Here is a 16,643-nt window from a genome sequence, read left to right as displayed (position 1 = left end):
CGCCGGGGCCGCGAGGATCATCGCGCCCCATGCCTTCACCCAAGCTCGGCCGCTCCGTTCCACCCCACGAACGCCATCCGGTCGCCTGGTACCAACCCAGCGTGCTGTGGACTGCCGCCAACCAGGTGCTGTCGTCACTGGACCAGCTGCGCAACCGCGACGGCCGCGAGGCCCAGCCGCAACCGCTGGTGGTCATCGACCGCAGCCAGCCCGAGGCCGACGGTACGTTCTGGTTTGATTTCATCGCCGACACCGGCGACGGCGGCAACGCCAGCTATGCGGTGGCGAGCGCCGCGCTGGCGCCCGAGCTGGCGCTCGACGGCGAGACCCTGCAGACACTCCCAAGAGGCCAGCTGCTGCTCTTCGGTGGCGACCTCGCCTACCCGGCTGCCAGCACCGAGGACTACCGCTACCGCTTCGTCGAGATGTTCGAAGCGGTGCGCAACGACTTCGCCGACACCCTGGTGCGCGGCCGGCGACTGACGCTGGCGGCCGTGCCGCAGAACCACGACTGGATGGACTCGGCCTCGACCTTCAGCCGTTACTTCGTGCGCGGCTACGACTCGGCACCGCTGCTGGGCGCCGACATCCCGCAGCGCCAGTCCTATTTCTGCGTCAAGCTGCCGGGCGGCTGGTGGGCCCTGGCCCTGGACTTTGCACTGACGCGCGACATCGATCGCGACCAGTACGAGCAGTTCGAGACCCTGGCCATCGGCGGCCATGGCAAGCCGGCCGTCATCGGCCCGGGCGACAAGGTCATCCTCATCTACCCCGAGCCCTACTGGACACGGCCCATCGGCGACGGCGCCGATGAGAGCCACCCCAAGCGCTACCAGCGCCTGGAGGGCCTGCTGCGCGGCCGCATCCGGCTGCGCCTGGCCGGCGACCTGCACCACTACATGCGTTGGGACTCCCAAGATCTGGCCCGAGACGGCCGCCTCGTCACCTGCGGCTGCGGCGGCGCCTTCACCCACCCGACGCACACCAGGGCGACCACACGGCCCGTGCGGCTGCAGGCCTTCGACACCGAGGACTGCATCCCGCCCGAGCCACGCACCGAGACGCCCGCCCTCAAGGTCGGCCTGACGGGCCGGCGCGCCCGGGGTGTGCATTTCGAGCGCAAGGAAGCCACCGTCTACCCGGCGGCCGAAGCGTCGCAGGGGCGGGCCTGGCGCAATCTGTTCGCCTTCCTGCCGCGTCGGGAGGGCGGCAACGGCAACGTGGGCTTTGCGCTGCTGCTGGGCGCGCTGTACTGGTTCAACGCCTACCTGAACTCCAGCCCCTTCTCCTGGTCGTTCCGGGCCGATGGTTTCCAGCCGCTGTGGGCCTACGGGCCGGGCGACTACCTGGCCGTGCTGGCGCTATGGCTCAAGGCGATGGTGTTCAGCCCGCTGGGCTTTCTGATCAACGGGCTGATGGCGTTCGGCTGCATGACCATGGGCCGCGAGGCCGTGGACGAGCTGTCACCCGACGACGGTCGCACGAAGCGCTGGGCCGTCACCTGGGGCATGGGTGCCGTGCATGCGGGCGTGCACGTGCTGGCGGTGTTCAGCCTGGAGTTCTTCATGCACCAGGCCGTCAGCCTGTGGGCGGGCCTGGGCAGCCGCGACCAGTGGCTGGGGCTGATCCTGCATTCGCTGCTCGTCGGCGTGGGCGTGTTCATCGGCGGCGCCGTGCTGGGCTCGGCGCTGTTTGGCGGCTATCTGGCGCTGATGTGCCGGCTGGGCCTGCTGACCAACAACGCCTACTCAGCCCTGGACGGACAGGACCACAAGGGCTTTTTGCGCTTTCGCATCACGCCGGACGGCAGCATGCAGGCCTTCTTCATTGCCATCGACCGCGTGCCGCGGCGCTGGCGGCGTGCGGGCACGCCGGGGCCGGTTTGGCGCAACGACGACCCCGCGGCAACGGCGCCGCGGGTGCACGATCACTTCACGCTTTGAGCATGTCCGCCGCGATGAGGCGCACGGGCGCATTGCCATAGCTCAGGAACTGCTCGTGGAAGGCCTTGAGGTTGAAGCCTGGCTTGGCTTTCAAGGCCTCGCGCAGCGCAAAGATTTCGCTGTAGCCGCTGAAATAGCTGGTCAGCTGCACCGAGCTCAGTTGCACGCGGCGCCACTTTTCCTTGGCCTCGCGTTCGGTCTGGAAGGCCTGGCGCGTCAGCAGGTCCAGCGCGTCGGCCTCACTCATGCCGAGCACGTGCACGCTGTAGTCGAGCACGGTGTTGGTGACCGAGCGCAGATGCCATTTGCCGTACATCAGCGTCATTTCGGGCGAGGCGCCGTAGCCGCTCTCGATCATCATGCGCTCGCCGTAGACGGCCCAGCCTTCCACCATCGCACCGTTGCCGAACAGGGCTTTGACCTTGCTCGGCGCGCGGTTGGCGTGCACGAGCTGGGTGTAGTGGCCAGGGATGGCCTCGTGGATGTTCAGGATCTGCAGGATCCAGTGGTTGTATTCGCGCAGTGAGCTCTCGGCCTCGGCAGGTGTGAGGTCGTCCAGCGGCGTGACGTTGTAGTAGGTACGGTCCTGGGGCCGGTAGGCGCCGGGCGCCTCGATGCTGGCGCCGGCCACGCCGCGCTGGTATTCGGGCGTCTCGCGCACAGCCAGGGGTTTGCTGGCGTCCTGGCTCAGCAGGTCGTGCTCGCGCACCCAGGCTTCGAGCTGCGGGATCTGGGCACGGATCTCGTCGACGAAGCGCTCGCGGGCGACGTGGCGTTCGCTGAGCTTGGCGATAACGCGGCCGATCAGTGCAAAGCGGTCGGTGGGCGGCGCCTCGCTGCCGATGACGGTGGGCCACAGCGCGGCCGCCTGAGTCTGCATGCTGGCCAACACCTCCTCGCGGCGTTGCTGGGCCAGCTCATAGGTTTCGCGCGCCGTGCGGGCGGACTGGATGTCGTGGGCGAACTTGGGCTCGTACAGCGTCGCGCCGAGGCGGAAGGGCCGCCGTGCCGTAGGCAGCAGTTGCTTCAGATGGCCCACATAGCTGCTCACCGCGGCGCGGGCCTGGTTCAACGGCGCTTTGAAGGCCACGGCCTGGCCCGCTTCGGCCGCACGCTTGGCAATGTCGTCGAGCACGCTGAGCACGCCCGGTGCCTGCTGGATGGCCAGCTCAGTGTGCTCGCGCGTGACGCCGGCCAGGCTGGTTCGCGCCGCGCGGTAGTAAGCAGGCAGTGCTGCGATGCGCGGCTTCAGCGCCGCCAGGCGGGCGGCCAGCGGGGCGTAGTCGGTGTTGAGCAGCAGGTCCAGCGGCGCCGCGGGGTTGTGCTCGGCAGGGTTCCAGGACCATTCGCGCAGCGTGTCCAGTCGCCAGAGGTCGCTCTGGATCTTGGCAATCAATACCGCGCGATCCATACGCTGGCTGGTGTTCAGCGCCGCCTCGGGTTGGCGCTCGAACTCGGCCTGCCACTGCGTCAGGAAGGCCCGCATGCGCTCGCGCTGGGCGTTGCTCGGCAGAGTGACTTGCTGGGCGAACTCGAAGCGCCCGGCGGCCACGGCGGCATCGGGGTCCTGGCGCCACAGTGCCTCTAGGAACTTGTCGGTCAGCTTGCCGAAGCCCGCATCCTGGGCGAATGCCGGCAACGCAACGGCCGACAGGCCGAAGGCGGTGAAGTCACGGCGCCTCATGCCATGGCCTCTTCCAACGCATCGACGAACATCTTGGCCACGTCGAAGCCGCTTTGGTCCGTGATCTCCTGGAAGCAGGTCGGGCTGGTCACGTTGATCTCGGTGACGTTCTCGCCGATGACGTCCAGGCCCACCAGCAACAGGCCGCGTGCAGCCAGGATGGGGCCGAGGTATTCGGCGATCTTGCGGTCGCGAGCGGTCAGCGGTCGGGCCACGCCCTTGCCGCCGGCGGCCAGGTTGCCGCGCACCTCGTTGCCCTGCGGGATGCGCGCCAGGCAATGCGGCACCGGCTTGCCTCCAATGATGAGGATGCGCTTGTCGCCCTCCGTGATGGCCGGGATGAAACGCTGCACCATGACCGTCTGCGTGCCGTCCTTGTTCAGCGTCTCGATGATGCTGCCAAGGTTCAGGCCATCTTCCTTGACGCGGAAGATGCCCATGCCGCCCATGCCGTCCAGGGGCTTCAAGATGATGTCGCGCTGCTCGGCATGGAAGGCGCGGATCTCGGCCGGGTCGCGCGTGACCAGGGTGGGCGAGATGAACTGCGGGAACTCGAGGATGGCCAGCTTCTCGGGGTGCTCGCGCAGGGCGCTGGCCCGGTTGAAAACGCGGGCGCCCTCTCGCTCGGCCTGGCTGAGCAGGTGGGTGGCGTAGAAGAACTCGCTGTCAAAGGGCGGGTCCTTGCGCATCAGCACGGCATCGACGTCGGCCAGGGCGACATCACCGGTCGACGTGACGGTGTACCAGGCATCGGCATCGCCCGTCAGCGAGATCTCCAGCGCGCCGCGCGCCGTGACGCGGCCGCCGCGCAGCCAGACGAGCTGGCTGGCCTCGCAGGCGACGATGCTGTGGCCGCGCCGGGCGGCCTCGCGCATCATGGCGAAGGTGGAGTCCTTGTAGGTCTTGAAGGTATCGAGGGGGTCGGCAACGAAGAGCAGCTTCATGATCGAGGGGGCCTGTGCAATCCGGCCAGTGTTGCACAGGGCCGGCCGCCTCGCCCACCTAAGGCCGAGTGCGGCGGAAGGTCGCGGCGAGCGTCGCGATGCCGCCCGCCACCACACCCCAGAAGGCCGCGCCGATGCCGAAGACGCTGATGCCGGACAGGCAGACCAGGAAGGTCAGGATGGCCGCGTCGCGGTGGCCCTCGTCCTTCAGCGACGTGGCGAGCGCGCCGGCGATAGTGCCCAGCAGGGCCAGGCCGGCGATCGCCGCGACGAGTTCGCGCGAGAAGGCGGCCAGCAGCATGGCGACGGCGCCGCCCGCCAGGCCGACGAGGACATAGAACAGGCCCGCGGCGATGGACGCCGTGTAGCGCCGTGCCGGGTCCTCATGCGCCTCACGGCCCATGCAGATGGCGGCCGTGATGGCGGCCAGGTTGAAGGCATAGCCGCCGAAGGGCGCCAGCAGCGTCGTCGCCGCGCCGGTCACGGCAATGGAGGCGGACACCGGCGTTGCATAGCCACTGGCCCGCTGGGCCGCGACACCGGGCAGGTTCTGCGAGGCCATGGTGACGATGAACAGCGGCAGGGCCACGCCGATCGCGGCATGCCAGGTGAACTCGGGCGCGGTCCAGACCGGCATGACGAAGATCTGACCCGTGTCGATGCCGAGGAAGCTGAGCCGACCCTGGACCAGGGCGACGATGACGCCGGCGATCAGCACGCCGGGCACGGCATAGCGCGGCCACAGGCGCCGCCCCAGCAGATAGGCGGCGGCCATCGCCAGGACGAGCTCCGGCGCGGTCTTGGCGCTGGTCACCGCGTCCAGGCCGAAACGGGCCAGCACGCCGGCCAGCAGCGCCGAGGCGACGGCCACGGGGATGCGGTCCATCAGCCTCTCGAACCAGCCACTGGCGCCGGCCCAGGCAATGAGCAGGCCGCAGACGATGAAGGCGCCGACCGCCTCGGGCATGTCCAGGCCCGAGGTGGACGCGAGCAGGGCGGCGCCCGGTGTGGACCATGCCGTCAGCACGGGCTGGCGGGTCCACAAGCTCAAGGCGATGCTGGTGACGCCCATGCCCAGGCCCAGGGCCCACAGCCAGGAGGCGGTCTGGGCCTGCGTGGCGCCCAGTGCCACGGTGGCCTGGAAGATGATGGCCACCGAGCTGGTGTAGCCCACCAGCACCGCGACGAAGCCGGCAACGACGGTCGAGGGCGAAAAGTCTTGCAGCAAGCGTGTCATGCGGCCAGCATAAGTTGAGCCCCTCGGCCAGGCTCGCGCCGCTGGACGCGGGCGCGCCTGACCGGTCTTGCAGACCGCGCTGCGGCAGTGCCGCAGCTCTTCGGCAGGCACGGTGAGTCCACTGGACTCACCGTGTCCGGCCTCAGCCCCGCGGGGACGAGGCCGCCCGCGGCATCGAGCCGCGTGCAGCCACAGGCGGGCCGGCTTGGGGCGGCCCGGCGCTCGGCCCGAATACAGCCGAGGCATGATGTGACCTGAGGAGATCTGTCGATGTGCCGTTTCCTCGCCTACTCGGGCGACGCGATCTTTCTGGAAGACCTGGTCTGCAAGCCGCGCCATTCGCTGGTGCGCCAGAGCCTGCAGGCTTCTGAGGCCAAGTCGGTCACCAATGGTGACGGCTTCGGCATCGGCTGGTATGGCGAGCGCGACACGCCGGGCGTCTATCGCGAAGTGATGCCGGCCTGGAGCGACGACAACCTGATGGCCCTGTGCGCCAACGTGCGCTCCCATCTCTTCATGGCGCATGTGCGGGCGGCGACCGGTGGCGGCGTCTCCAGGCAGAACTGCCATCCCTTTCATCTGGACCGCTATCTCTTCATCCACAACGGCCAGATCGGCGACTTCCCGCGCCTGCGCAGGGTGATGGAGACGCAGCTGAGCGACGAGCTCTACGACCTGAAGCGCGGCGCGACGGATTCGGAGCTGCTCTTCCTGCTCATCATGGGCCGCGTGAAGGCCGGCGCCACGGTGGAGGCAGCGACGCGCCAGGTGCTGCTGGACACGGTGGACGAGATGCAGGCCCGTGGCATCACGACGCCGCTGCGTTTTTCGGCCGCGCTGGCCGATGGCGAGCAGCTCTGGGCCGTGCGCTGGGCCAGCGACGACAAGCCGCCCAGCCTCTATCTCAAGCCCCAGCCGGGCGGCTGGGCGATTGCGTCGGAGCCGCTGGGCGACGATGCCGAGGCCTGGCAGCCGCTGGCCAAGGGCGAGGTCGTGCATGTGCATGACGGGCGCATCGAGCGCCGGCTGCTCTGCGGCTAGGTGCCTCGCCACCAAAGCAGCAACGCGCCCACCGCCAGCACGACCACGCCGACGATGGCGCCGGCCTTCACATAGACCAGGCTGGACCACAGCACATAGCTGCTGCAGGCGCTGAACAGCAGGGGCAGCCACGGGTACAGCGGCACGCGAAACGGTCGCAGCCGCTCGGGCTCGCGGCGGCGCAGCACGATCAGCGCCAGGCCGCTGAGCACCAGGAAGAACCAGTAGACGGGCGACAGATAGTCCACCATGGTCGAGAAACCACCACGCGTCAGGTCGCCAAGGCCGACGAGCAACAGAGCCACGGCCGATGTCGCGACGACGGCCGCACTGGGCGTGCCGCGGCGCGCGTTCCAGTGCGCCAGCCGCCACTCGGCCGCGAGATCGCGCGCCGCGGCATAGGTGGTGCGCGGGCCGGCGATCAGGATGGCGTTCATGACCGACAGCGCGGTCAACGTGACCACACCTACCATCAGCAACTCGGCACCACGGCCAAGGGCAAGGCGCATCAGCTCGGCGGCCGGCGCCTCGCTGCGCGCCAGCCCGGGCAGGCCCAGCACGCGCACATAGGCCCAGTTGGCGAGCAGGTAGAGGACCATCACCACGCTCAAGCCCAGCAGCAGCGCACGGACGATGCCGCGCTTCTCGTCGCGCATTTCAGCCGACAGCGTCGCCGCGTCGCTCCAGCCGCCATAGGCCAGGAAGACGAAGACCATGGCCGTGCCCCAGTTGGTCTCCAGGGTGGCCGCGCCTTGCGTCGCGGGCGGCTGACCACTGAGCTGCTGTGCGCCGGCCGCCAAACCCAACAACAGCAGGCCCGCGATCACCAGCGTCGTCAGGCCCAGCTGCGTGCCCAGGCCCACGCGCACGCCCAGCAGGTTCAACCCGGTCAGCAGCACGATCAGCGCGGCCGCCAGCAATGCGCTGGCATGCGTGCCCAGCCAGGGGCTCAGATCGACCACCTGCGCGAGATAGTCGCCGAAGACGAAACCCAGCAGCGCCATCGAGCCGGTGTGGATGACAGCGAAACGCGACCAAGCGAACAGGAAGCCCAGCCGCCGGCCAAAAGCCCGGCGCAGGAAGTGATAGTCGCCGCCGGCATCGGGGAATGCCGAAGCCAGCTCGGCAAAGCACAGCGCGCCGACAAAGGACAGCACGCCGCCCAGCGCCCAGGCGAGATAGAGCTGCCCCGCGTCGGGCAGGGACTGCGCCACCATGGGCGAGGTCTTGAAGATGCCCGCGCCGACGACCATGCCGACGCAGAGCGCGCCGGCATGCCGCGCGCCAAGACGACGTTCAGGGGTGGGCAGTGACATAGGCCCGCGATGCTAAAGCTCGACGCTCTGCGGCCGGCGCAGCCGGACGCACCCTCGCGCGACTGCCGTGGAACCGGCTCTGCCGGGCCACTGGCAGTGCCCCCTTGAGGGGGCGCGCGAAGCGCGTAGGGGGTGGGCCTATATCTCGACCTTGCTGCCCAGCTCGACGATGCGGTTGGTTGGCAGGTGCAGGAAGTCGGCCGCCGCGGCCGCGTTGCGGTGCATGCTGGCGAACAGCTTCTCGCGCCACAGCGCCATGCCCGAGCCGATGGTCGGGATGACGATGTCGCGGCTCAGGAAGTAGCTGGTCTCCATCTCGTCGAGCTGCACGCCATGCTTCTTCAGCAGGGCCAGGGCCTCGGGCACGTCGGGCTCGTTCTTGAAGCCGAAGTGCAGGGCCACCTGCCAGCAGCAGTGCCCCAGGGCCTCAACCTCGCAGCGCTTCTCGAAGCCGACCCAGGGCACCTCATGGTGCTTGACGGTGACGAAGACGTTCTGCTCGTGCAGCACCTTGTTGTGCTTGAGGTTATGCAGCAGCGCGTTGGGCGTGGAGCCCTTCTCGGACGACAGGAAGACGGCCGTACCGGCCACACGTGTGGGCGGGTTGATGAAAACGGCGTCGAGGAAGGTGTCCAGCTCGATGGCGTCCTCGCGCAGCTTGTCGGACAGCTGCTTGCGGCCCTGCTTCCAGGTCAGCATCAGCGTGAACATGCCGATACCGATCAACAGCGGGAACCAACCGCCGGCGGCAACCTTGAGTAGGTTGGACGCGAGGAAGGTGACGTCGATGAGGAAGAAGATGCCCGTGGCCGCGATGCACAGCGCCAGCGGGTATTTCCAGCCGTAGCGGATGACGAAGAAGGTCATCACCGTGGTGATCGTCATGTCGATGGTGACGGCCACGCCGTAGGCCCCGGCCAGCTTGGTGGACGAGCCGAAGAAGACGACGGCCAGGATCACCAGGCTGAACAGGCCCCAGTTGATGAAGGGCACGTAGATCTGGCCGATGTCGCGCACGCTGGTGTGCAGCACGCGCAGCCGCGGCAGGATGCCGAGCTGGATGGCCTGCTTGGTGACCGAGAAGGCCGCCGTGATCAGGGCCTGCGACGCAACGATGGCCGCGCCAGTGGCAAGCAGGAAGAGGGGAATCTCGGCCCAGCCCGGCGCCAGCAGGAAGAAAGGGTTCTTCACGCCTTCGGGGTTGTCCAGCAGCATGGCGCCCTGGCCGAAATAGTTGATCACCAGGGCCGGCATGACGACGCCATACCAGGCGATGCGGATGGGCTTCTTGCCGAAATGGCCCAGGTCGGCATACAGAGCCTCGCCGCCCGTGACGACGAGCACGACGGCGCCCAGGGCGACAAAGGCGACCCAGCGGTATTCGAGGCAGAAGTGCAGCGCATAGACGGGATTGACGGCCGCCAGCACACGCGGGTTCTCGAAGATGTGCGGCAGGCCCAGCGCCACCAGTGTCAGGAACCACAGCATCATGATGGGCCCGAAGGCCTTGCCGATGCCGCCGGTGCCGAAGCGCTGCACGGCGAACAGGCCGACCATGACGATCAGCGTGATCGGCAGGATGGCGTCGTGCAGATGCGGCTCATAGACGTCGATGCCCTCGACGGCGCCCAGCACCGTCATGGCCGGCGTGATGACGGCGTCGCCGAAGAAGATGGCCGTGCCGAACAGGCCGACCAGCATCAGCGTGCGGCGCAGCGGCGGCTTGTCGTTCACGGCATTGGTGGCCAGCGCCAGCATGGCGATGAGGCCGCCCTCACCGTTGTTGTCGGCGCGCAGGATCAGCAGCACATACTTGATCGAAACGACGACGGTCAGCGTCCAGAACAGCAGGGACAGCACGCCAAGGATGTTCTCGGGCGTCGTGCTGACATGACCGCCATGGAAGACTTCTTTGAGGGCATACAGCGGGCTGGTGCCGATGTCGCCATAGACCACTCCGAGGGCCCCGAGGGTCAGACCCGCCAGCGCCGAGGGGCTGCGGGCCGCATGAGAAGAACTCACTTCGCGAAGGCCACTGGCTTGAGCAGTGGCTTTTGTTGTTCGAAAGAGGGGATTCTGCGCCCGGTTTTGGGTTTTTGTGCAGCGCAGCAAAACCATGGTTCCGAGGCTTGACGCCTGCCCCTCTGCAGGCGTAAGCGCGGGCGACCCTCTCACCAGATGCGGATGCGCGCCTCCGCGGGCTTGAACATCCTGTCGCCGGCCTGGGTCTTGAAGGCCTCGTGGAAGCCATCGTGGTTGACGGCGGCGCCATTGGCGCGGAATTCCGCCGGCGAGTGCGGGTCGGCCGTCAGTTGCTGCAGGCGGCGCGGCTCGCGCATCTTTTCGCGCCAGGCCTGCGACCAGCCCATGAAGAAGCGCTGCGGGCCGGTGAGGCCGTCGATGACCGGCGCCGGCTTGCCGCCCAGCGAGCGCAGATAGGCCTTGTAGGCGATCTGCAGGCCGGACAGGTCGGCCATGTTCTCGCCCAGCGTCAGCTTGCCGTTCACATGCTTGCCCGCAATGGGCTCGTAGGCGGCGTATTGGGCCACCAGGCGCTCGCCGACCTTCTCGAAAGCCTGGCGGTCGGCATCGGTCCACCAGTTGGCCAGCGCCCCGTCGCCGTCGAACTGGCTGCCCTCGTCGTCGAAGCCATGGCTGATCTCGTGGCCGATGACGGCCCCGATGGCGCCGTAGTTGACCGCGTCGTCGGCGCGGGTGTTGTACAGCGGCGGCTGCAGCACGGCGGCCGGGAAGACGATCTCGTTGAAGGTCGGGTTGTAGTAGGCGTTGACGGTCTGGGGCGTCATGCCCCATTCGCGCTTGTCGACCGGCTTACCGGCCTTGGCCACCTGGCGCTGCCATTCGAACTGCGCGGCGCGCTGGCGGTTGCCCAGCGGATCTCCCACCTTCACGTCCAGCGCGGCATAACTGCGCCAGACATCGGGGTAGCCGATCTTGACCAGGTATTTGGAGAGCTTGTCCTTGGCCTTGGCCTTGGTGGCGGGCGTCATCCAGCCCAGGCCGTCGATGGACTCGCCATAGGCGGCCATCAGGTTGTTGACCAGCTTGAGCATGCGGGCCTTGTCGGCGGCCTGGAAGTTGCGCTTCACATAGGCCTCGCCGACCGCCTCGCCCAGCGCGTTGTTCAGGTCGGCCACGGCCTGCTGCCAGCGTGGCTGCTCGGTCTTGGCACCGCTGAGCGCGGTGCCACGGAAGGCGAAGCGGGCCTCCCGCAGCGGCTGGGGCAGCACATCGGCGCCCAGATCCAGCGCGCGCAGGGCGAGATAGGCGCACACATCCTCCAGCGGCGCCTCGGCCATCAGTTGGGCGGCGGCCGCGGCATAGCTGGGCTGGGCCACGATGACACGGTCGGGCGCCGGCACGCCGGCGGCCGCCAGCAGGGCCGCCCAGTCCAGGCCCGGCGCCTTGGCGGCCAGTTCCGCCGGCGTCATCGGGTTGTAGATCTTCTGCGGGTCGCGGTTTTCCTCGGCCGGCCACTGGGCTTCGGCCAGACGCTGCTCGAAGGCGTAAGCGCGTGCAGCGGCGCCTTCCGGCAGGCCGGCCGCGCCGGCCAGCACCTGCAGATAGGTCTGGTAGGCCGTGCGGGCGGCGGCCATGCGAGCGTCGTCCTTCAGGTAGTAGTCGCGGTCGGGCAGGGCCAGGCCGGTCTGGTTCAGCACCAGGCGGTTGATGCCGGGCTGCTTGAAGTCGGCATCGACGACCATGGTCAGCGGCTGGTCGCTGACGCCGTTGTGGCGCCCCAGCCAGGCGGCAAGCTGCTCGCGGGTCTGGAGGGCGGCGATGCTGTCCAGCATGGGCTTCATCGGCGCCATGCCGGCCTTGTCGATGGCCGCGGTGTCCATGAACCCGGCGTAGTAGGCGCCGACCTTGTGCTCGGCCGAGCCCGGCCTGGCCTGGGCCAGCCCCTCGACGAGGGTGCGCACGCGCTGGTCGGACAGGTCGCGCAACTGGGCCACCATGCCGAAGGAGGACTTGTCGGCCGGGATCTCGGTGGTGGACAGCCAATGGCCGTTGCCGGCGCGGAACAGGTCGTCCTGCGGGCGCACGGTGCGGTCGATGCCGGCGAGGTCGAGGCCGGAATGCGGCGCGGCACCGGCAAGGCCGGCCAACTGAAGGGACAGAACGAGGGCGGCGAGGCGGTAGATCTTCATCTGGGGCAGCGGTTTGCGCGAAACCGCCAGCCTAGATCAAAGGCCGCGCCCTGCCGAAAGTTGTGCCCGTTCAGGCAGCTTCGGCTTCCGCCTGCGGATCGGTCGCCTCCAGCTCATAGCTGGCCGCCAGCATGGCCAGCCTGCCGATGACGCCGTACATGTAGAAGCGGTTGGGCGCGCTGGCGCCGGGCTTCTCGCCGGGGCGCGGCAGATGAGGTGAGTCGGCGAAGGCCAGCGGCACATAGCTGGCGCCCGGCGCGTTGAGGCTTTCGTCGATGCCGCGGTGGGCATGCACGCGGTAGTAGCCGCCGACGACGTAGCGATCCATCATGTAAACGACCGGTTCGGCCACGGCCTCGTGCACGCGCTCGTGCGTGGGCACGCCCTCTTGCACGATGACCTCCTGGCCCAGGTTCTCGGGCAGCGCTGCAGCCAGGCCCTCGATGTCCTTGGCGTCGCGCACGGTCATGACGCCCTTGCCATAGCTGCCCACGTCGCTCTTGATGATGACGAAGGGCTTCTCGTTGATGCCGTATTCCTTGTACTTGCGGCGCACCTTGGTCAGCTGGGCGTCGGCCGCCGTCTGCAGCGCCTCCAGGCCCTTCTTGCCGTGCAGGTCGACGCTGCTGGACATGGGCGTGATCAGCCAGGGGTCCATGCCCAGCAGCTTGCCGAAGCGCTTGGCCACTTCCTCATAGGCGCGGAAATGCTGGCTCTTGCGCCGCACCGTCCAGCCGGCATGCAGCGGCGGCAGCAGGTATTGCTCATGCAAGCCCATCAGCTGCGGCGGCGTGCCGGCCGAGAGGTCGTTGTTGAGCAGGATGGTGCAGGGGTCGAAGCCCTTGAGCATCAGCCGGCCACGCTTGCGCACCAGGGGCTCGACGACCAGGGTCTCGCCGTTTTGCATGCGCAGCTCGGTGGGCTCGGTGACGCTGGTGTCCAGCGTGCCGAAGCGCACGTTCAGGCCGGCCTGCGTGAAGATGCGGGCCAGCGTGGCGAGGTTGTCCAGGTAGAAGCTGCACTGCGCACCGGTCTCGGGAATGACCAGCAGGTTGCGCGCCTCGGGGCAGATCTTCTCGATGGCCGCCATGGCGGCCTGCACGGCCTGGGGCAGCATCTGCGCCGTGAGGTGGTTGAAGCCGCCGGGGAAGAGGTTGGTGTCGACCGGCGCCAGCTTGAAGCCGGCATTGCGCAGGTCCACCGAGGCGTAGAAGGTCGGCGTGTGCTCCATCCATTCCAGCCTGAACCAGCGTTCCGTGGCCGGCATGGATTCCAGGATGCGGGCCTCCAGCTCATTGATGGGGCCGTTGAGGGCGGTGATCAGATGGGGAACCATGGCCGAATGATCTCAGAAGCTGTGAATGGACTCTGCGCGGCCGAGCAGACCGCCGCAGCGTCGCCAATCAAGGCGCAAAACGCCGCCGTAGCTGGGGGCTACGGCAAGTTTTGCAACGCCGAGTGGCGGCGTTGCGGCGAGATGAGCGGGCGTGCGGGGTTCGTTTGCAGCTTCTGCAGGTCGACCCACCTGGGGGCGACCGGACGGATCACAAGACGCCGCCCGCGCAGGAGGTGCGCCCGCGCCCGGCGTGCTTGGCCCGGTAGAGCTCATCGTCGGCCCGCTTGATGGCAGCGGCCAGGGCCTCGCCGGGCTGGACGCGCACGGCGCCGGCACTGAAGTCGACGACGAAGCCCAGGCTCGCCTCACAGCGTCGCGTCAGTGCCATGTGCAGGCGCGAGTCCAACCGGCCGAAGGCCTCGGGCTCGCAGTGCTGCAGCAGCAGGCAGAACTCCTCGCCGCCGTAGCGGCCGACCAGGTCGCTGGCGCGCAGTTCGCCGCGCAGCACCTCGCCGGCCAGCTTGAGCACCTCATCGCCGACCGGGTGGCCGCGTTCGTCGTTGACGCGCTTGAAATGATCCAGGTCCAGCATCATCAGCACGGGAGCCGCCTCCCTCGTGGCGCCGATCCCCAGCGCCCGGCCGGCGCGGTTCATCCATTCCCGGCGGTTCAGCAGGCCGGTCAACGTGTCCAGCGAGGCCAGCCGCACCAGGGCCTGCTCGGCCGCGTCACGATGAGCCAGCAAAAAGCCCATGGTGCCGAGCACGAGGCTGGCGTTGAGCAGCATCATCGAGCCGATGTTGAGCGGATTGGGCGTGAGAAAGCGCGGATAGATCTCGGGCCAGCCCAGCGCCAGGCAGCCGCGGGCCAGCGTCATCGCGCCGTTGGCCAGCGCGGCACCGCCGCACAGCCAGCGCCAGCGCATGCCGCCCGCGCCGCGCAGCAGCAGCACGCTGGCCCAGATGATCTGGGCGCCGATGGTCAGGTTGGTCAGGCCGGTGGCGACGCCGAGGTCGCTGAAGACCAGGGCATGCACGACGCCCAGCCCCAGCGGCGCACCCAGCAGCCAGCGCCGTGAGGCCCTCAACCCCAGGAAACGACAGGCCGTGATCACCGTGGCCGAGGCCGACCCGCTCAGCGCCATGACCCCGAGCGTCGCCAGCAGGCGCGGTGCGCCAAAGGTGGCGCCAATCAACAGGCCGAAGCCGAATGCCTGGCCGAGGAGCATGAACTGCCAGGCCTGCAAGCCGCTGCGGGTGCGCAGCCCAACGCCGACGGCCAGCGCCAGGCTCATCAACAGCGCGTTGACCAGCACCGCCCCGAGGAGGGTGATGACATCCATACGGGCCAGCATAACGGCGGGTCCGCAGGGGCCAAGAAAAAGCCGCCCCGAGGGGCGGCCTGGCGTGAAAGAGGGGCCGGCTTGGCGCCGGTCCCCAGGATCACTTGTGGTAGGCCGTCTCGCCGTGCGACGAGATGTCCAGACCTTCGCGCTCTTCCTCTTCGGTGACGCGCAGGCCGATGGTCATATCGACCAGCTTGTAGGCGATCAGCGAGACGATGCCCGACCAGACGATGGTGATGCCGACGGCCTTGGCCTGGATCCAGAACTGCGCGCCGATCGAGAAGTCGGCCGGCGTGATCATGGTCGCCGTGACCCAGTCACCCATGGCGCTGGGGCCACCCAGGTTGGGCGAGGCGAACACACCGGTCAGCAGCGCGCCGACGATACCGCCGACACCGTGCACGCCGAACACGTCCAGCGAGTCGTCCGCACCCAGCAGCTTCTTCAGGCCCGACACACCCCACAGGCAGGCGAAGCCGGCGACGATGCCGATGACGAGGCCGCCACCGATACCGACGTTGCCGGCAGCCGGCGTGATGGCCACGAGGCCGGCAACGGCACCCGAGGCAGCACCCAGCATGGAGGCCTTGCCCTTGAGCAGCGCTTCACCCACGCACCAGGCCAGCACGGCAGCAGCCGTGGCAGCGAAGGTGTTGATGAAGGCCAGAGCCGCGAAGCCGTTGGCTTCCAGCGCCGAGCCGGCGTTGAAGCCGAACCAGCCCACCCACAGCAGCGAGGCACCGACCATGGTCAGCGTCAGGCTGTGCGGCGTGAACTGCTCCTTGCCGTAGCCGACACGCTTGCCGATCATGAAGGCACCCACCAGGCCCGCAACGGCGGCGTTGATGTGCACCACCGTGCCGCCGGCGAAGTCCAGTGCACCCATCTGCCAGATATAGCCGGCCTTGGCGTTCATCGCATCGGCGACTTCCTTGGCGGAGTAGGCGTCCGGGCCCATCCAGAACCAGACCATATGGGCGATCGGCAGGTAGCTGAACGTGAACCACAACGTCAGGAAGGCCAGGGCTGCCGAGAACTTGATGCGCTCGGCGAAGGCGCCAATGATCAGGCAGGCGGTGATGCCGGCGAAGGTGGCCTGGAAGGCGGCGAACACCATCTCGTACATCGGCACACCCTTGCTGAAGGTGCCGCCGGTGGCGAAGGTGCCTGCGACGTTGTCCCAGATGCCCTTCATGAACAGGCGATCCGTGCCACCGATGAAGGCATTGCCCTCGGTGAACGCGAAGCTGTAGCCGTACAGCACCCACAGCACGACGATCAGCGAGAAGCCGACCATGACCTGCATCAGCACCGACAGCATGTTCTTGCTGCGCACCAGGCCGCCGTAGAAGAGGGCCAGGCCAGGCACCGTCATCATGATGACGAGCAGCGTGGACAGCAGCATCCAGGCGGTGTCGCCCTTGTTGGGCACGGCAGCGGCCGGGGCAGAGGCTGCATCAGCCGGCGCGGAGGCGGCAGCATCGGCCGCGGAAGCTGCGGGAGCAGCCGTGGCCGCCACGGCGGCGGCAGGCGCCGAAGCAGCTTCCTGGGCCCAGGCGGCCGGCGCCAGCAGGCCGGCGGCAAGCGCAAGGCCGGCGAGGAGTTTCTTCATTTGAGTGATCTCC

The 16,643-nt window shown here is 68.3% G+C and carries 11 protein-coding genes; 2 read left to right on the top strand and 9 right to left on the bottom strand.

Annotation, left to right across the window (positions count from 1 at the left end; translation table 11 throughout):
• The first annotated feature begins 29 nt into the window (after positions 1-29).
• The gene (locus tag ASC91_RS03880; protein WP_056192360.1) at positions 30-1,943 is read left to right on the top strand and encodes a hypothetical protein; all 1,914 of its coding nucleotides are present in this window, start codon (positions 30-32) and stop codon (positions 1,941-1,943) included.
• Here ASC91_RS03880 and ASC91_RS03875 read toward each other — a convergent pair.
• Genes ASC91_RS03875 through ASC91_RS03865 form a run of 3 tightly spaced genes read right to left on the bottom strand, consistent with a single transcriptional unit; the run spans position 1,933 to position 5,808 of the window.
• Complete coding sequence (locus ASC91_RS03875) at positions 1,933-3,627, bottom strand: DUF885 domain-containing protein (protein WP_056192357.1); 1,695 nt, start codon at positions 3,625-3,627, stop codon at positions 1,933-1,935. The two genes, ASC91_RS03880 and ASC91_RS03875, sit on opposite strands and share 11 nt — an antisense overlap.
• Complete coding sequence (gshB, locus tag ASC91_RS03870; RefSeq protein ID WP_056192354.1) at positions 3,624-4,571, bottom strand: glutathione synthase; 948 nt, start codon at positions 4,569-4,571, stop codon at positions 3,624-3,626. The genes ASC91_RS03875 and gshB overlap by 4 nt, the downstream gene beginning before the upstream one ends.
• A 58-nt stretch (positions 4,572-4,629) precedes the next feature.
• Positions 4,630-5,808, bottom strand: a complete 1,179-nt coding sequence (locus ASC91_RS03865) for a benzoate/H(+) symporter BenE family transporter (protein WP_056192348.1) — start codon at positions 5,806-5,808, stop codon at positions 4,630-4,632.
• Between the two features lie 270 nt (positions 5,809-6,078).
• Between ASC91_RS03865 and ASC91_RS03860 the strand changes: the two genes are divergently transcribed.
• On the top strand, positions 6,079-6,849 hold the full coding sequence (locus ASC91_RS03860) for a class II glutamine amidotransferase (protein ID WP_056192345.1): 771 nt from the start codon (positions 6,079-6,081) through the stop codon (positions 6,847-6,849).
• Here the strand turns inward: ASC91_RS03860 and ASC91_RS03855 are convergent.
• The 6 genes from ASC91_RS03855 to amt all read right to left on the bottom strand — a co-directional run bounded on the left by ASC91_RS03855 (position 6,846) and on the right by amt (position 16,630).
• Entirely contained in the window at positions 6,846-8,165 is a 1,320-nt protein-coding gene (locus ASC91_RS03855; RefSeq protein WP_056192342.1) for an APC family permease, read from the bottom strand. The two genes, ASC91_RS03860 and ASC91_RS03855, sit on opposite strands and share 4 nt — an antisense overlap.
• Before the next feature lie 138 nt (positions 8,166-8,303).
• Complete coding sequence (locus ASC91_RS03850; protein ID WP_056192339.1) at positions 8,304-10,187, bottom strand: potassium transporter Kup; 1,884 nt, start codon at positions 10,185-10,187, stop codon at positions 8,304-8,306.
• Between the two features lie 149 nt (positions 10,188-10,336).
• Positions 10,337-12,337: a M13 family metallopeptidase gene (locus ASC91_RS03845; protein ID WP_056192336.1), complete on the bottom strand. Its 2,001-nt coding sequence runs from the start codon at positions 12,335-12,337 to the stop codon at positions 10,337-10,339.
• A 70-nt stretch (positions 12,338-12,407) separates the two neighbouring features.
• Complete coding sequence (gene gshA / locus ASC91_RS03840) at positions 12,408-13,673, bottom strand: glutamate--cysteine ligase (protein WP_056192333.1); 1,266 nt, start codon at positions 13,671-13,673, stop codon at positions 12,408-12,410.
• 208 nt (positions 13,674-13,881) lie between these two features.
• Complete coding sequence (locus ASC91_RS03835) at positions 13,882-15,027, bottom strand: GGDEF domain-containing protein (protein WP_082532392.1); 1,146 nt, start codon at positions 15,025-15,027, stop codon at positions 13,882-13,884.
• Between the two features lie 88 nt (positions 15,028-15,115).
• The gene (gene amt / locus ASC91_RS03830) at positions 15,116-16,630 is read right to left on the bottom strand and encodes an ammonium transporter (protein ID WP_056192328.1); all 1,515 of its coding nucleotides are present in this window, start codon (positions 16,628-16,630) and stop codon (positions 15,116-15,118) included.
• Positions 16,631-16,643: the final 13 nt, after the last annotated feature.

The organism is Pelomonas sp. Root1237 (assembly GCF_001425055.1).
Classification (GTDB): domain Bacteria; phylum Pseudomonadota; class Gammaproteobacteria; order Burkholderiales; family Burkholderiaceae_C; genus Pelomonas.
Note: the sequence above shows the minus strand (reverse complement) of the source record. Positions and strands in the feature narration are given on the sequence as shown.